Source organism: Vibrio sp. THAF64 (genome assembly GCF_009363455.1).
Lineage (GTDB): Bacteria > Pseudomonadota > Gammaproteobacteria > Enterobacterales > Vibrionaceae > Vibrio > Vibrio coralliilyticus.
The window spans coordinates 1,001,272-1,017,106 of sequence record NZ_CP045355.1; the positions used below are offsets into that span (position 1 = coordinate 1,001,272).

At 44.5% G+C, this 15,835-nt stretch carries 14 protein-coding genes; 9 read left to right on the forward strand and 5 right to left on the reverse strand.

Annotated elements, in window-relative coordinates; all coding sequences use genetic code 11:
• Positions 1-26 precede the first annotated feature (26 nt).
• Entirely contained in the window at positions 27-797 is a 771-nt protein-coding gene (locus tag FIU99_RS04595) for a VacJ family lipoprotein (RefSeq protein WP_006959417.1), read from the forward strand.
• A 51-nt stretch (positions 798-848) separates the two neighbouring features.
• On the opposite strand, the gene FIU99_RS04600 is transcribed toward FIU99_RS04595, so the two are convergent.
• From FIU99_RS04600 to FIU99_RS04615, 4 genes are all read right to left on the reverse strand, one after another.
• Positions 849-2,159 carry an outer membrane protein transport protein gene (locus FIU99_RS04600; RefSeq protein WP_006959414.1) on the reverse strand — a complete coding sequence of 437 codons (1,311 nt, stop codon included), beginning with the start codon at positions 2,157-2,159 and terminating at the stop codon, positions 849-851.
• 323 nt (positions 2,160-2,482) lie between these two features.
• Complete coding sequence (locus FIU99_RS04605) at positions 2,483-3,769, reverse strand: outer membrane protein transport protein (RefSeq protein WP_006959412.1); 1,287 nt, start codon at positions 3,767-3,769, stop codon at positions 2,483-2,485.
• Between the two features lie 265 nt (positions 3,770-4,034).
• On the reverse strand, positions 4,035-4,763 hold the full coding sequence (locus FIU99_RS04610; protein ID WP_006959410.1) for a DUF3379 domain-containing protein: 729 nt from the start codon (positions 4,761-4,763) through the stop codon (positions 4,035-4,037).
• Positions 4,756-5,331, reverse strand: a complete 576-nt coding sequence (locus FIU99_RS04615; RefSeq protein WP_029236321.1) for a sigma-70 family RNA polymerase sigma factor — start codon at positions 5,329-5,331, stop codon at positions 4,756-4,758. The genes FIU99_RS04610 and FIU99_RS04615 overlap by 8 nt, the downstream gene beginning before the upstream one ends.
• Positions 5,332-5,958: 627 nt before the next feature.
• On the opposite strand from FIU99_RS04615, the gene fadI reads away from it, so the two are divergent.
• The 3 genes from fadI to FIU99_RS04630 all read left to right on the forward strand — a co-directional run bounded on the left by fadI (position 5,959) and on the right by FIU99_RS04630 (position 10,042).
• The gene (gene fadI, locus FIU99_RS04620) at positions 5,959-7,266 is read left to right on the forward strand and encodes an acetyl-CoA C-acyltransferase FadI (RefSeq protein WP_006959406.1); all 1,308 of its coding nucleotides are present in this window, start codon (positions 5,959-5,961) and stop codon (positions 7,264-7,266) included.
• A complete protein-coding gene (gene fadJ / locus FIU99_RS04625; RefSeq protein WP_006959404.1) occupies positions 7,266-9,389 on the forward strand; it encodes a fatty acid oxidation complex subunit alpha FadJ in 2,124 nt (707 codons plus the stop codon). The genes fadI and fadJ overlap by 1 nt, the downstream gene beginning before the upstream one ends.
• Positions 9,390-9,493: 104 nt before the next feature.
• Entirely contained in the window at positions 9,494-10,042 is a 549-nt protein-coding gene (locus FIU99_RS04630; protein ID WP_006959402.1) for an NAD(P)H nitroreductase, read from the forward strand.
• A gap of 43 nt (positions 10,043-10,085) precedes the next feature.
• Here the strand turns inward: FIU99_RS04630 and FIU99_RS04635 are convergent, their stop codons facing one another.
• On the reverse strand, positions 10,086-10,961 hold the full coding sequence (locus FIU99_RS04635; protein ID WP_019277863.1) for a LysR family transcriptional regulator: 876 nt from the start codon (positions 10,959-10,961) through the stop codon (positions 10,086-10,088).
• Between the two features lie 244 nt (positions 10,962-11,205).
• On the opposite strand from FIU99_RS04635, the gene FIU99_RS04640 reads away from it, so the two are divergent.
• The 5 genes from FIU99_RS04640 to dnaX all read left to right on the forward strand — a co-directional run bounded on the left by FIU99_RS04640 (position 11,206) and on the right by dnaX (position 15,822).
• Positions 11,206-12,306 carry a response regulator gene (locus FIU99_RS04640; protein ID WP_006959399.1) on the forward strand — a complete coding sequence of 367 codons (1,101 nt, stop codon included), beginning with the start codon at positions 11,206-11,208 and terminating at the stop codon, positions 12,304-12,306.
• A gap of 166 nt (positions 12,307-12,472) precedes the next feature.
• Entirely contained in the window at positions 12,473-12,604 is a 132-nt protein-coding gene (locus FIU99_RS27685; protein WP_006959397.1) for a hypothetical protein, read from the forward strand.
• Positions 12,605-12,651: 47 nt separating this feature from the next.
• Positions 12,652-13,017 carry a YbaN family protein gene (locus tag FIU99_RS04650; RefSeq protein WP_050778619.1) on the forward strand — a complete coding sequence of 122 codons (366 nt, stop codon included), beginning with the start codon at positions 12,652-12,654 and terminating at the stop codon, positions 13,015-13,017.
• Positions 13,018-13,179: 162 nt separating this feature from the next.
• Complete coding sequence (gene apt, locus FIU99_RS04655; RefSeq protein ID WP_006959393.1) at positions 13,180-13,725, forward strand: adenine phosphoribosyltransferase; 546 nt, start codon at positions 13,180-13,182, stop codon at positions 13,723-13,725.
• A 12-nt stretch (positions 13,726-13,737) separates the two neighbouring features.
• The gene (gene dnaX, locus FIU99_RS04660) at positions 13,738-15,822 is read left to right on the forward strand and encodes a DNA polymerase III subunit gamma/tau (protein WP_152472053.1); all 2,085 of its coding nucleotides are present in this window, start codon (positions 13,738-13,740) and stop codon (positions 15,820-15,822) included.
• The last annotated feature ends 13 nt before the right edge of the window (positions 15,823-15,835 follow it).

Below are 15,835 nucleotides of genomic sequence, written 5' to 3' on the forward strand. Positions count from 1 at the left end.
CGGCCTTTTTTATGGAAATTATAATAATGAAGAGCTTTAAGTCTCAGATATGGGTGATTGCTTGTACGTCAATTTTTCTATTTGGCTGCGCGGGCTCACCTCAGGAAAGTGAACACTCAACGTCAGCCGAATCTGAGGTCAATGACCCATTTGAGGGGTTTAACCGCACGATGTGGACAATTAACTATGACTATTTAGACCCTTACTTCGTTCGTCCGGTTTCGTTGGCATACGTTAACTACGTGCCTGATCCTCTGCGTCATGGCGTATCCAACTTCCTTGGCAACTTAGATGAGCCAGCAAGTATGGTGAACAACATCTTAATGGGGAATGGTGAGAAAGCACTCGATCATTTCAATCGCTTTTGGATTAACAGTACCTTTGGGCTTTTAGGCATCATTGATATCGCGTCTGAAGCGGGGATCACCGACCATAATGAGAAAGCTTTCAGTGACGCCGTTGGCCATTATGGGGTAGGTAATGGGCCATATGTGATGGTACCAGGCTATGGTCCTTGGACTGTGCGCGAATCTACAGACATTGTTGATGGCTTATATGTCCCACTGTCATTACTCAATTTCTGGGCTGGGCTAGGTAAATGGGCGCTCGAAGGTATGGAAACACGCGCTGCATTAGTATCTCAAGAAGCGATGTTGGAGAACTCTCCCGATCCTTATGCGCTTACACGCGATGCATTTCTTCAAAGGCAAGACTTTAAAGCAGAAATCGAGCCTAAGGACGATTACGATGCAGATGAAGAAGCTTACCTAGATGAATATCTGGATGAAGATTTCTAATTAAAAAGGCTTGGTTATGACCAAGCCTTTTTTCTTTGCGGGATAATTTATTTAGAATTTGTAATTAGCTTGAACACCGATTAGCCAGATGTTGCCTTTAGTCTCGCCGACGAATTGGCCTGCAACATTTTGTGCTTCATCATCCGATGCGTATCCACGTGATTCGGTGATTGGTGCATCTTTCGCAAGGATGTAGGTTAATCCGCCATCCAATGTGAACTGTTTAGTAAACTCGTAGCTTGCACCAAGGCTCAGCCATGTACGATCGGTTTCTGGAATGGTAATTGTACGGTTTTTATCACTAACTGCTGACGTGTCGTATGCCGCGCCTGTGCGTAGAGTTAGTTTTTGGTCAACCTGATAGGTAGCACCGATAGCAAAGCGGTAATTGTCTTCCCAATTTTCAACCTTAACCATTTTAGTGCCATAGGTATCAAGCTGTGCTTCAAGTTTCTCGAAGCTGCTCCAATCTGTCCAGTTTAAGCTAGCATGGATCGCCAGTTTTTCCGTTAGCTGATGGAAGCTTGCTATTTCTGCAGTTGCAGGTAAGGCGAGATCCATAGAGCCGTTGTCACGGTTCCCGTCCCTAAGGGCTGAGTCAAAACCAATACCCGTTGCGTAGCCCTCAAGTTTAAGATCAATTTCAGATTTGTAAGTAAAACCAACTCTATGCTCTTCATTAATTTGCCAAGCTGTACCGACTTGCCAACCCCAAGCGGTATCATCACCTTCCATGTACTTTAGAGTAGTGCCTTGCGGCTGTGACAATACATTGTATTGCGGTGTTTTTGCGCCAAAGCTGCCTTCACCTATTACGTAGCGGATACCACCACCAAAACTGAACTGCTCATTAAGCTTGTAAGCAGCGTTCAGGTTGGCTTCCATGGTTGTGACGCTAGCTTCATTACCAAAATGTGCTGCTGCAAAGTCATCGCCTAGATTAGTTTCCATGCCGTAGTTGGTACCCATTGCAAAACCGACAGCGACTTTTTCAGAGTACTTGTGAGAGATATAAAAGTTAGGAATAACGGCATCATTCGCGAAATCATCGGAAGATGCATTAGATGTAGGAAGTAAAGGGCTTAAAGACTTTGAGCCATCCACACTACCACTAACATCAACATTAGGATTTACATAGATAGCACCGACAGAAATCTGAGTACCTTCGAGATAGGTTAGCATTGCTGGGTTGCGCCACTGTGCGCTCGCGTTGTCGGCCATAGCTGCTTCACCAGCGTATGCACGACCTAAACCTGTTGCTGAATATTCAGCGAGCTGGAATCCTGCTGCGTTTACTGATGCAGATGCTGAAAGAAGGCTACCTGCCACTGCAAGAGATAAGAGAGTTTTGTTTGTTTTCATTTTTATGTTCGCTGAACGTATTGATAATTTGTCGTGCGATCATAAGTTTAGAGCTATTACTTTAAAAATTAAAAACAGTGTTAACTCTATATTTGGCATAAAATATTGTAATGTGGTCATATCCCTTTCTAATTGACTAAATGTTAATGGCTTGTTTTCGATGTTGAGCGTACATACGTACTATGAAAGGGGTATTTTTGAGTACATGTGTAAGCTGAAAATAGAGTAGAAACAGTGGGTTGAGTAGAGTGTAAGACTTGCTGTAAAAGAAAAGGGTCAGTTTCCTGACCCTTTCAAGAGATAAATTATGCTAACTTTCTAACTTAGAAGCTACGGCTGTACTGTAGGCCTAACAAGATAGCATCCGCACGAGTTGTACCAGTTACTTCTGAAAGAAGTAGGGCAGAGTTGGTTGGGCTATATGTTGTTTCTTCGACTTTAACATCCTCACCCATGAGATAAGTGAAGCCAAAATCGATGTCAGATTTTTCATCTAGGTGGTAAGTAAATCCAGCGGACAGCCAGTTACGGTCTGAGTCCGGAACAGAGATAGAAGTCACTTGATCTTGGGCACTTGTGTCATGCATATAACCAGCACGCAATGTCCAGTCTTGGTTCAAGTAATATGTACCACCGATAGCATAGTGCATACCATTTTGCCATTTGTAGTCATTAATATCACCTGCTTTGTCCGCGACTAACTTATCGAATTCACTCCAGTTTATCCACTGTACGCTATAATGCACAGCGTATTTGTCATTAAGGCGATGGTAACCTGAAAATTCAGCCATATCTGGTAGTGGCATATGTAGCGTATCGGAGGTGTAAGTAGTACCCAGCTTGGTAATATCACCTTCTGCTTCTAAATCAGGGCTATAGCGGTAAGAAAATCCGAAACGGTTTTTATCATCCATTTCATAAACTGTACCGACATTAAAACCCACAGCCCAACCGTCTGCTTTAGTATCAAGTGCTGTAAATGAAGTTGATGCTCCGCTAGTTAAAACGCTAGATAGAGTCGGACTAGCTGTACGTTGAAGCTTACCTTCACCATAAATAAAGTCGATGCCGGCGCCAAAACTCCATTGCTCATTTAAACGGTAAGAACCAGCAACGCCGAGGTTCATACTTTTTACATCTGTTAGACCGCCGTACTCTGAAGCAGCAAATGAGCTATCGAACTCTGTTTTCGTGCCAAAGTTGGTGTATGCGTTCACACCCCAAGCAAACTTGTCATTTACTGGGACGATAAGATGAATGTTAGGGGCAATTGATGTATCGCCTGCATCATCATAGTTAGAAGCGGAAGTTGTGTAACCTGTGCCATTGAATACTCTATATTGAGCATCTTTTACTTCAATTTGAGACGTAATTGAAACGAAACCTAGAGATAGAGACATTTCATCAAACAATGCCATTGTCGCTGGGTTACGAGCCATTGATGAAGCGTTATCAGCAATTACAGCATCACCAGCGAATGCTCGGCCAAGGCCTGTTGCTGATTGAGCATTAAGTTGGAAACCTGCAGCGAGAGCTTGCTGAGAAGCCATTGTAGTTGTGGCAATGGTCACTGCTAAAAGTGATTTTTTAAACAGACGCGTCTTGTTCATTTTTGCTTTTTCCTTTTTTGTTCGTCTCTACCGGACGTTATACTCGAGCAAAAGCTCAGTGGTGGCTGATACTAGACTCAAGTATAAAAGATAGAAATCCGACCATTGCCTAATTGGATGATAAAATTATGGAAATGATGTGTATCTGGCAAGAAAATGCTGAAAAATTCTTCTTTTTAGAGCTTGAGCTCTAATTTTATGCTAAAAAAATGGCTTAAACGATTCGTTCAAGCCATGAGGTAGGTCACAAAATGTTAAAATTTGGTTAACTCATCGGTTTGATGATAGTCATCAGATTTTCGGCGATTTTGGCAACATCTTCACCTTCTTCTCCGACCAAGATTAAACTGGTCTGACCGACAGGTTCTACAACACCCGCCATACCTTCTTTCTCGAAGTCGACCGTCTTGTCTGAAGCGATGCCCGTTAAGAACAAGGTAACTTTACCTTTTTCACCACGGAAGACCATGTGAAGTGCATTCGACTTACCAAACCCACAATGATTTAGGTAGTAGACGTGGTAAGGGAAGTTTTCACCAAGCTGATGATCGAACGGCATCATCTTGGCGTTTATTTGTGATGAAGCGACGTTTTCATCTAAATTTTGAACAAATGGCTTTTCATCGATGACGTGCTTAATGGCTGTATCAGCTAGGCTAGCTTGTGCTGGAGATACAACGATGTTCCCCCAATTCACCTGTCCAACGAGCAAACCAAAAACAAAAGCAATCGATGCTGCCATGGCCATGGCACGTTTAGCAAAGTTCGGTCTAACTACGTTTGATTCTGTGCTTGATGTCTGATTGAATAATATTCTGTCGGCCAGATCTTCAGGGACATCTACATTCATTGCTTTGGCAATCTGAGCGTCGAGATCCAGAATATCATCGGCGAACTTGCCATTGGCATCATTCGACTTCATTGCTTCTAAGATATCGCTGTCCCGGTCTTTAGGATCGGACATGATGCGACGACGAAATTCTAACTCATCCATTTTGCTGCCCTCTGTGACTGTTTTCTGTATCTAACATGTCTTTCAATTGATTTCTTGCTCTGAACAGACGAGTCATCACAGTATTCTTATTCAGACCTAGTATCTCACCAATCTCTTCACCGCTAAAGCCACCGACGACTTGTAAGAAAAGTGGTTCGCGATATTCATCTTCCAGCTTCATGATCTGTGCCTGGACCCATTCCGACTGATGGTGTGGGTCATCGCTGACCTTTGCATCATTACCATGATCATCAATATCGACCAGATCAAACTGTTTTCTTTCGAAGCGGCGAGCATTTTCTCGTCTCAAAATAGTAATGAGCCAAGATTTTGCTGCTTTTTCGTCCTGTAAGCTATCTAGAGATTTCCATGCCCTTAGGCAAGTTTCTTGTACCAAATCCTCTGCCACAGACTGATCTTTGCACAACCAGTAAGCGTAGCGGTACAGATCTCTGTGATACGCTCTGACAAGCGCTTCGTACTTTCTTTGTCTGTCCATATCCGAGTTGACCGGACTACTGGACTTTTTCTTCCCAAAAAAATTGATGACTGACACATGAGCCTCCAAATTTGCTCTGTGGTTTTTGTTGTACGCCTGTAAGTAAAGGCTATAGCGTGAGACCTAAATCAAACGGGTATGTCCAACTTTATGTGCAAGCGAATGTTCTCATAGCTACTGATAGAGTGAAAGTGAATAGGATTATTTTATAAAATCGAATTAGGGGGATAAATACACCTAAACTTGATCTATTTCAAAATCCGATGAATTTCAAAGGTTATAGTACTCCTTGTCATCTAGTTGGTCTTATGACTAACAAGTTGAGCAAGATGACACTTCCTTTTGAAGGCTGACTTTACTTTCTCCTAATCAGGAAACTGATTATTTTCAATTGGCGTAAGTTAATTGTTTTATATATTCCGACCACACAGTTCTGTGTGGTTTTTTTTTGCCCACACTTAATTCTTGTATAGCAATTATAGATGATAGAGCTTTTTGCTCACAGATTGTCTGGACTAAGTCTTTGTCTGCAAGCTATTTGTTCTATAAATGACTGCTGCGTTCAGCTTTAGTTCATTCTCTTGGTTTAAATTGCTTTTCCATCCTAAGTCACGTTTATTTAAACGGTTGTTTGATTGTGTTAACATTCTGATTACAATGTTTCTGGTCAGACCTCTCATTCTTAAAGGAGAAACAATGGGCAAGCAGGAAGTGAAAACGCGTTCCGGAGAGCGCGTCGCAGTCGTCGCTGGTTTGCGTACGCCATTTGCACGCCAAAGTACTGAGTTCAGCCAAGTTCCAGCGGTTGATCTAGGTAAAATGGTAGTGAGTGAAATGATGGCTCGCACCGAGATTGAACCAAAGTTGATTGATCAAGTGGTATTCGGTCAGGTTGTGCAAATGCCGGAAGCTCCGAACATCGCACGTGAGATTGTACTGGGAACGGGAATGAACATTCATACCGATGCTTACAGTGTGACGCGCGCTTGTGCGACGAGCTTTCAGTCGGCAGTGAACGTGGCAGAGAGCATTATGTCAGGCACAATTGATGTGGGTATCGCGGGCGGTGCGGATTCTTCTTCTGTTTTACCTATTGGCGTTTCTAAAAAGCTTGCCGCGAACCTACTGGCGCTGAGCAAAACCAAGACCATGGGTCAAAAGCTCAAAATTCTTAAAAGCCTGTCGTTTAAAGATCTGATGCCAGTGCCTCCAGCGGTTGCAGAGTACTCAACAGGCTTGTCGATGGGCCAAACTGCTGAACAGATGGCGAAATCACATTCGATTACCCGCCTAGAGCAGGATGCGTTAGCGCATCGCTCGCATACTCTTGCGGCTCAGGCTTGGAATGACGGGAAAATAGAAGGGGAAGTCATGACGGCATTCCCTGAGCCGTACAAAAAGTGGCTCTCGCAAGATAATAATATTCGCCATGATTCTACCCTTGAAGGTTACGCGAAACTACGCCCTGCTTTTGATCGTCAATATGGCAGCGTAACCGCCGCCAACAGTACTCCACTTACAGATGGCGCAGCGGCAATTATGCTGATGCGTGAAGGTAAAGCGAAAGAGCTGGGCCTTGAAATTATGGGCTACATCCGCTCTTACGCATTTTCCGCTATTGGCGTTGAAACCGATATGCTGATGGGGCCTTCTTACTCAACGCCGATGGCGCTCGACAGAGCGGGTATCGAACTGTCCGATCTTACCTTAATTGACATGCATGAAGCATTCGCTGCTCAAACCTTATCCAATGTGAAGATGTTTGCTTCTGATAAGTTTGCACAAGAGCAACTGGGCCGCTCTAAAGCGATTGGTGAAATCGATATGGATAAGTTCAATGTGCTTGGTGGTTCGATTGCCTATGGTCACCCATTTGCAGCCACTGGCGCACGAATGATTACTCAGACGTTGAGAGAGCTAAAACGTCGAGGTGGTGGACTGGCGCTGAATACAGCGTGTGCCGCAGGTGGTTTGGGTGCAGCTATGGTTTTGGAGGTTGAGTAATGAGCGAGCACAAAGCGTTTGAGTTAAAAATAGACGAACAAGATATCGCCTGGCTGTCTATTGATGTTCCGGGTGAGAAAATGAACACCTTGCAGGCAGCGTTTGCTCAGGAAATGGAAGACATCTTTACTCAACTGAAGGAGAAAAAATCCTCAGTAAAAGGTTTGATTGTCCACTCTCTGAAACCTGATAACTTCATCGCAGGTGCTGATGTTAGGATGCTAGATGCATGTAACAGCGCGTCAGAAGCTCAAGCTTTAGCTGAGCAAGGCCAGCAGATGTTTCAACAGCTATCTGACCTACCTTATCCTGTTATTGCTGCCATTCACGGTCCGTGCTTAGGAGGTGGTTTAGAGCTTGCTCTTGCATGTGATTACCGTGTTTGTACAAATTCAGATAAAACCCGTTTAGGCTTGCCAGAAGTGCAACTTGGTCTTCTGCCGGGCTCTGGTGGTACGCAGCGACTGCCACGTCTGATCGGTTTGTTGCCATCTCTGGATATGATTCTTACAGGTAAGCAGTTACGCGCTAAAAAAGCCAAGAAGCTTGGTGTCGTGGATGCTGTGGTACCTGAGACTATTTTACTTGAGGTAGCGAAGAGCTTTGTCGAAAAGCATGCCGGAAAATCGCGAGCTAAACGCAAGGTTTCAACGAAAGAGAAGCTAATCGCTAATACCGGTCTTGGTCGTAAAGTGATCTTTGAACAAGCATCTAAGAAGACCATCGAAAAGACTCGTGGCAATTACCCAGCGGCAGAGGCAATCCTAGAAGTGATTCGCCACGGCCTAGAGAAAGGGTTTGAGAAAGGCCAGCAAAAAGAAGCGCAGCGCTTTGGTGAGTTAGTGATGACCTCAGAGTCGAAAGCACTTCGTTCTATTTTCTTCGCGACAACAGAAATGAAGAAAGAGAATGGCAGCGATGCTGAGCCTAAAGCGATTGAACGTGCAGCGGTTCTTGGTGGTGGCCTGATGGGTGCTGGAATTAGCCACGTCAGCGTCTCGAAAGCGAAAGTTCCAGTGCGTATTAAAGATGTCTCTAATGATGGTGTTCTTAACGCATTGAAGTACAACTACAAGTTGTTTGATAAGCAGCGTAAGCGTCGCATTATTTCTAAAGCACAACTGCAATCCAAAATGCTTCAAATGTCAGGTGGTACAGATTTCACCAGTTTCAATCACGCGGATGTTGTCGTTGAAGCCGTATTTGAAGATTTGAACCTGAAGCAGCAAATGGTTGCTGATGTGGAAAAGAATGCGAAAGATACCACCATTTTTGCTACTAATACCTCTTCGCTGCCTATTCATCAGATAGCGGACAAAGCGCAGCGACCTGAAAACATCGTAGGTCTTCATTACTTTAGCCCAGTAGAAAAAATGCCGTTGGTTGAGGTGATTCCTCATGAAACAACGTCTGATGAAACAATCTCGACTGTAGTTGAGTTTGCACGTAAGCAAGGTAAAACGCCGATTGTTGTTAAAGATTGCGCTGGTTTCTACGTGAACCGTATTCTTGCTCCGTACATGAATGAAGCAGCGCAAGTGTTGATGTCTGGTGAGCCGATAGAGCAACTGGATAAAGCTTTGCTGAACTTTGGCTTCCCAGTAGGCCCTATCACCTTGCTTGACGAAGTCGGCGTCGATATCGGTGCTAAGATTATGCCGATTCTGGTTGAAGAATTAGGTGAACGTTTCCAAGGTCCTGACGTGTTCGATATCTTGCTGAATGACAATCGTAAAGGGCGTAAGACAGGTAAAGGTTTCTATACCTATAAAGGTAAGAAGAAGGAAGTCGACAAGTCAGTGTATAAGCTATTGAGCTTATCACCAGAGTCTAAGATGGCAGAGAAAGACATCGCGATGCGCTGTGTGCTACCTATGTTGAACGAAGCGGTTCGTTGTCTGGACGAAGGCATTATTCGTAGCCCTAGAGACGGTGACATTGGTGCTATTTTTGGTATTGGCTTCCCTCCTTTCCTTGGCGGCCCTTTCCGCTACATGGATCAGATTGGCGTGAAGAAACTGGTAGAAATGATGAACGAGAACGCACAGAAATATGGTGATCGTTTCGCTCCATGTGACGGTTTGTTGACCCGAGCGGGGTTAGAGAAATCGTTCTACGAGTAATACACGACTAGATGACAATCAGGCGAGCCGTAAGGTTCGCCTTTTTTGTAACCTGAGGTTATGATCAAACCAAAGCAATTATAAAAACTCAGTAAGGATTTCAAATGGATGCTTTAGATTTGTTGCTCAACCGCCGTTCAATAGCAAAACTGTCTGGCCCAGCGCCAGAAGGTCATGTGCTTGAGAACATAATCCGCGCAGGATTGAGAGCCCCGGATCATGCAGGCCTGACGCCTTGGCGCTTTGTTATTTCCCAGGGAGAAGGGCTGAACAAGCTGTCAGACATTCTGGTTTCAGCCGCCAAAGCAGAGAGCAGCGAAGAAGCGGTAATAGAGAAACTGAAAAATGCGCCATTCCGTGCACCTATGGTTATCACAGTGATTGCCAAAGTTACCGAGCACGAAAAAGTACCGGCATTAGAGCAGTACTTATCTGCGGGTTGTGCGGTTCAGGCGATGCAAATGGCGGCAGTTGCTCAAGGTTTTCAAGGTTTTTGGCGTTCAGGCAAGTGGATGTTCCATCAAGCGGTTCATCAAGCATTTGGACTGGAAGGCGACGACGAAATTGTCGGTTTTCTCTATTTGGGTACACCAGCTTGCACACCGATGAAGGTACCAGAGCGCGACCTGAGTAAGTTTGTTGAGTATCTGTAGGGATTAGGAAAAGAGCTTGGTTTGTCCAAGCTCTTTTTTTCATCTAGTGAATATTGTAGGCAATAACAAAGTCGATAAGTAAGCGTACTTTTTCTGGTAGGTGATCTTTATGATTGTAAAGCATATAGATATCGCGGGGGTTTGCACTCCAGTCTTCGAGTACGCGCGTTAAACTGCCATCTTCAATGTACTTTTTAAGCATAGCATCTGGCATAAGGGTGATCCCTAATCCGTTGGAACACGCGCTGCGTACGACATCCAGAGTACTTGCTTGGAAGCGTCCTTTGTCATTGTTGACGACGGTTTCACCGTTGCTGTTGGTTAGTTGCCATTTAAGAAGAGGTGCGCCTTTTAATAGGGAATGATTGTGCAAATCTTCTGCATGTTTTGGAGTAGGGTTGTTTTTTAGGTACTCAGGACTGGCAACTAAGATGTCCTCAACTGAGCTTATCTTACGCGCAATCAGGCTTGAGTCTCTCTGAGGGCCAACACGGAAAATGACATCCCACTCTGTCGGATCAAGTTGATCAGCATGATTGCTAGTCGTTAGTTCAATGTTGATGTCAGGGTAGTGTTTCATAAACTCATTCAGCATAGGCATCATTCTACGCTTAGTGAGGTTTGAGGGAGCGGAAATGCGGATTTTGCCTGCAGCGCCTCGGCATTCGTCAGTGATCTCTTCGGCTGCAGAGGTTAATCGGTTAAGTAGGGGAGAGCATTCGTTGTAGAAACGTTCACCGGCTTCCGTAAGGGAAAGTTTACGTGCATGGCGGTTTAATAACCTAAGGTTAAGTGCCTCTTCTAACGCTTGTATGCGTCGTGTGATTGTTGCAACGGGAATCATTGTCTTGCGAGATGTCGCAGTATAACTCCCATTTTCAACGACTAGCCTAAAAAGGTTGAGATCATCTAATTTCATTACGTCCGACACATTTTTTTACGAATTTGGGTAATTTATATCTATAACAGATGTCAAAGGTTGAGTCACATCAACAAGTTTTACGATCTTTGACATTGCATACATATAGTATGCAACAAGGGCGCAAAGTGGAAGATTTGTATAAATACACTTTCGCGACTACTTTTAAATGAGTGTTTGAAACAATTTACAAAAACAATAATAACAGCAGTTGTACGTTTTTAGTTGCGTGAGGCGAAGGTTTATGCATAAAACATATGAAGTGGCGACAACGCCCTCAACTCAGCTGGCTGCCAGCCAAAAATTGATCATGCTAGTCGATGATGATCCTGTCTTCCGTAAGATCACTTGTGGATTCCTTAAGGCTCAAGGTTATCAGGTTGTCGAAGCTGAAAATGGTTTAGAAGGTCTGAAAAAGTTAAGAAGCGCTGAGCCAGATCTCATCCTTTGTGATCTGTCTATGCCTGTTTTAGACGGTATCGAATTTGTTGAAGAGGTGAGTTTAGAGTACCCATCTCTTCCTTTAATTGTGGTGTCAGCAACAGATGAAATGTCTGATGTTGCTAAAGCACTTCGCTTTGGTATTAAAGATTTCCTACCAAAACCAATTTCTAATCATGAGCACCTTGCGAGTGCGATCGAAAATACACTTGATGATTCAGACAACCATCTGTGTGACCAGCGTGATTTCGCCAGTCAATGGTTTCGTGTAGACAGTGGCGATATGCCTGAAGAGCAGGAATTACATTGGCACCTAGAATATCTCGAAGATAATCCCATGGCTGCGAAAGATTTACTTCACGCATTACTTCCAGATAAGGATACCTCTCAGGGGGATTGGAAGTGCAGCTACCGCTTGTTGCAGTCAACAGATGTTATGCCTTTGGTGTTCGATTATGCGTGGCTAATGAATGGTCAGTTTGCGTTTTATCTTGTTGATTCAGCAAGTGAAGGCCAGCATGGTGCGGCAACTACTTTACTAGTCCGCGCTCTATTCCATGACTATTTACGTAACCTTAAATGTTTTAACGCGGATCTCAAAGACATTGCAGATTTGCTGGAGAAAGGTTTAGCCTGTTCAGACTGTGCTAGCCCAGTACATGCCATGTTTGGTATTGCTGATGTCTCTGAAGGTACTTTGTCTATTTTGCCGGCAGGGCTGGATGCCCAATGGTCTAATGGCTATTTTTCTCAGCACATCCCGGCGGGTGTGAGGCTAGGGGATAGTTGCGCGAAGAACTTTATTACCACCGATTTGCCAATACAGTCTGCTTGCCAGCTAACTTTGAGCTGTCTTGGGTCAAGTAGTTTCAGCTTGGACATTTTCCGCGGAGGCAGTGCATAAGCGCTGCCTCGTTATTGAGCTCAATATCGAAATAACCCTTCTTTTGCTCGGTGTTTATGAGCAAGAGATTAAGGTATAGTCCGCCAAAACAAAAATGACCCAATGTTTTAACGAAAGTTTAACTCGTGGTTTGAAAAATCGTCACTTACATTAGAGAAGTAATCCCATGGCAGACAAAGATTTCAAAGAACCTTATAATATTTTCTACTTTCTAGGTTTTATTGCAGCTCTATTGATTCCAACACTACCAGCCACGTTAACTTGGATTCGTGTAGTAAACGGATACGCGGGCTTCTAACTGATTTCTCGGAGCTTACCATCAGTATTCAAAGATTTGGCTTAAATATTGTTGGTGGCTTAAGTTTGTGCCTAGGCTTTCTGGGCATATTCCTCCCTCTTCTTCCAACGACTCCTTTTATTCTTCTTGCTAGCGCTTGTTTTATGCGCAGTAGTCCAACTTTTCATCGTTGGTTGCATGAACACAAAACGTTCGGACCTATTCTAGACAATTGGCATCAGCATGGTGCTGTAACCAGCAAAGTAAAAACACGTGGTGCTATCTGTATGGTCGCGAGCTTTACTTTTTCTATTTGGATTGTTCCTCACTTTTGGTTAAAGATTATGCTGGTGGTCATGCTGATCATCTTATTGACTTGGTTTATTCGTTTGCCTGTGATTGAGCGCCTTGCTGACAAGCAAGAAAATCACTAAGATTGCAGGGAAGTGTGCCCGCTCTTCGAGTGGGCGTTTGTTATTGTAGGCACAGATAATTTAAGTCAGCTGTTAATGACCCAATTGTGCTGAGAACCCCGCTAGCGCTTGCCACATAATGACACAATAAAGTACAAGCTTAGCCAATCTAAGAAATGAGTTATGACAACTGAAACAATCTCACTGATCAAATCTAGCATCAAAAGTATTCCAGATTACCCAAAGCCAGGCATTCTATTTCGTGACGTGACTAGCTTGATGGAAGACGCTCCTGCTTACCAAGCGACGATCCAACTATTAGTTGAAAAGTACAAGGACATGGGCTTTACCAAGATTGTTGGTACAGAAGCGCGCGGTTTTCTTTTTGGCGCTCCTCTTGCACTTGAGCTAGGGCTAGGCTTTGTGCCTGTTCGTAAGCCGGGTAAATTGCCACGTGAGACGGTTGCACAATCTTATGAGCTTGAGTACGGCACTGACACACTGGAAATTCACACTGACGCGATTGCAGAAGGTGATAAAGTGTTAGTTGTTGATGATCTGCTTGCGACTGGTGGAACGATTGAAGCTACCACTAAACTGATTCGTCAGTTGGGTGGCGTTGTAGAACATGCTGCATTCGTTATCAATCTTCCAGAGATTGGTGGCGACAAGCGTCTAGAAGGTTTAGGCCTCGACGTATACAGTATTTGTGAATTTGACGGCCATTAATCGGATATATTCATGAGTTATCTTGCTTTAGCTCGAAAGTGGCGACCTACAAAGTTTAATGAAGTTGTAGGGCAACGCCATGTTTTGACAGCATTAGAAAATGCTTTAGCCCAGAACAGGCTTCATCATGCCTACTTGTTTAGCGGGACACGTGGTGTCGGTAAAACGACCATAGGTCGATTGTTTGCCAAGGGGCTGAACTGTGAAACAGGGATTACCGCTACGCCATGTGGCATCTGTGATACTTGTAGAGAAATCGATGAAGGTCGATTTGTCGATCTATTAGAAATCGACGCAGCGTCACGCACTAAAGTTGAAGATACTCGTGAATTGCTTGATAACGTGCAATACAAACCTGCACGTGGTCGATTTAAGGTCTATCTAATCGATGAAGTTCACATGCTCTCGCGCCATAGTTTTAATGCGTTGCTTAAAACACTTGAAGAGCCGCCTGAGTATGTGAAATTCCTTCTGGCGACAACCGATCCTCAGAAACTGCCAGTTACCATTTTATCTCGCTGTTTGCAGTTCCATCTTAAGCCAATCAGTGTTGATAATATCCATGAGCAATTGGATCATATTTTAAAGCATGAGCAAGTTTCTTCTGAGCCCCGAGCGCTTGGAATGATTGCGCATGCCGCAGATGGCAGTATGCGTGATGCACTAAGCTTAAGTGATCAGGCTATTGCATTGGGGAATGGACAGGTGCTTGCCGACAGTGTGGCGCATATGTTGGGTACACTGGATACCGATCAGGCGTTGCATTTGCTTGAGGCGATCAGCTCAAAGCAACCTCAGGTTGCGATGGACAGTTTATCGGCTTTAGCGCAAAACGGTGTTGAATGGGATGGGCTACTCCAACAGCTTGCGACTCAGTTACACCGATTAGCAATGTATCAGGCACTGCCTGCGACCCTAGACAAGGCGCAACCTGACGCAGAAAAAGTAGAGCTCTTGAGCCGTGCGTTAGCACCTCAAGATGTTCAGCTGTATTATCAAATTGCTTTGAAAGGCCGCCAAGATCTACCTTTAGCGCCTTCAGAGCGCATCGGCCTAGAGATGATTGTGCTGAGAATGATGGCATTCAGACCGTCGGCAAAACCTCATGCACATGCTATCTCGACAGATGTTGTTCAGTCAGAACCGTCGACACCAGTTTCAGTCTCTCAGCCTGTCTCTAGTGCGCCTGCTCCCAATGTAACGCCGCCTGTCGCACCGACTCCTTCCTATTCGCAGGAGCGAGAAGAGTTACCTCCGGCTGGTTACATGCCTGAGCAATATAGTCCTGAGCCTATGGATTACACTCCTCCGCAGTATGAAGCACCGGTTCAACCTATGCCTCAAGAGCAGCAGGTTCCGCCTTCAGTGCAACAGAACCAACTTACGTCGCCTGTGAGTGGATTGCGTCACCAGCTTCGTTCTCAACGCAAAGGGATCAATCAAGGAAATACGCCAAAAAAGGCTAACGCGACATCAGCAAAAAAATCAGATTCTGTTCTTGACCGAGTTGCTCAGCGACACTCAGGAACTATGCCGGTGTCGCCATTGTCAAACTCACAGTCGGTAGCGACACCTGAGCTGGATAAGAATGAGCCTTATCAGTGGAAGCCGACACTGCCTCAAGTCGAAAAACAGGGCAGTGAACTTACTCCAACTCAGATAAAAAAGGCGTTGGAACATGAAAAAACGCCTGAAATGGCCCAAAAATTGGCAGAAGAGAGCTTAGAGAAAAATGAGTGGGCGAAGCTGATTAGCCAGTTGGATACGGCAAAGCTGACCGAACAATTGGCTCTGAACTCTCATTTTGAAAAACAAGGCCCATCAATTGCACTGACATTAAGGCCTCAGCAAGCGCATTTAAATACTGAGCGCGCGCAAAGTGAGTTACTCGAGGCAGTCAACAGAGCTACCGGTGAGGAATGCCATCTTACTGTTGAGGTAGGTGACAGTGGAGAAACACCTTTAGAGCTGAGAGAAAAGCTTTATCAAGGCAGATTGCAACAGGCTTTTATCAGCCTAGAAAATGACAATCATGTCCAGTTTATAGAGCAGCGATTTGCTGCTGAACTGGATAAAGACAGTGTACGACCAATTTAAGTCTGGGGTTGAA

What these genes read in the sequence shown, in the direction of transcription:
- FIU99_RS04595 (WP_006959417.1), top strand. Translation starts at nt 27, where the DNA reads ATGAAGAGCTTTAAGTCTCAGATATGGGTGATTGCTTGTACGTCAATT.
- FIU99_RS04600 (WP_006959414.1), bottom strand. Translation starts at nt 2,159, where the DNA reads ATGAAAACAAACAAAACTCTCTTATCTCTTGCAGTGGCAGGTAGCCTT.
- FIU99_RS04605 (WP_006959412.1), bottom strand. Translation starts at nt 3,769, where the DNA reads ATGAACAAGACGCGTCTGTTTAAAAAATCACTTTTAGCAGTGACCATT.
- FIU99_RS04610 (WP_006959410.1), bottom strand. Translation starts at nt 4,763, where the DNA reads ATGGATGAGTTAGAATTTCGTCGTCGCATCATGTCCGATCCTAAAGAC.
- fadI (WP_006959406.1), top strand. Translation starts at nt 5,959, where the DNA reads ATGGGCAAGCAGGAAGTGAAAACGCGTTCCGGAGAGCGCGTCGCAGTC.
- fadJ (WP_006959404.1), top strand. Translation starts at nt 7,266, where the DNA reads ATGAGCGAGCACAAAGCGTTTGAGTTAAAAATAGACGAACAAGATATC.
- FIU99_RS04630 (WP_006959402.1), top strand. Translation starts at nt 9,494, where the DNA reads ATGGATGCTTTAGATTTGTTGCTCAACCGCCGTTCAATAGCAAAACTG.
- FIU99_RS04635 (WP_019277863.1), bottom strand. Translation starts at nt 10,961, where the DNA reads ATGAAATTAGATGATCTCAACCTTTTTAGGCTAGTCGTTGAAAATGGG.
- FIU99_RS04640 (WP_006959399.1), top strand. Translation starts at nt 11,206, where the DNA reads ATGCATAAAACATATGAAGTGGCGACAACGCCCTCAACTCAGCTGGCT.
- FIU99_RS27685 (WP_006959397.1), top strand. Translation starts at nt 12,473, where the DNA reads ATGGCAGACAAAGATTTCAAAGAACCTTATAATATTTTCTACTTTCTA.
- apt (WP_006959393.1), top strand. Translation starts at nt 13,180, where the DNA reads ATGACAACTGAAACAATCTCACTGATCAAATCTAGCATCAAAAGTATT.
- dnaX (WP_152472053.1), top strand. Translation starts at nt 13,738, where the DNA reads ATGAGTTATCTTGCTTTAGCTCGAAAGTGGCGACCTACAAAGTTTAAT.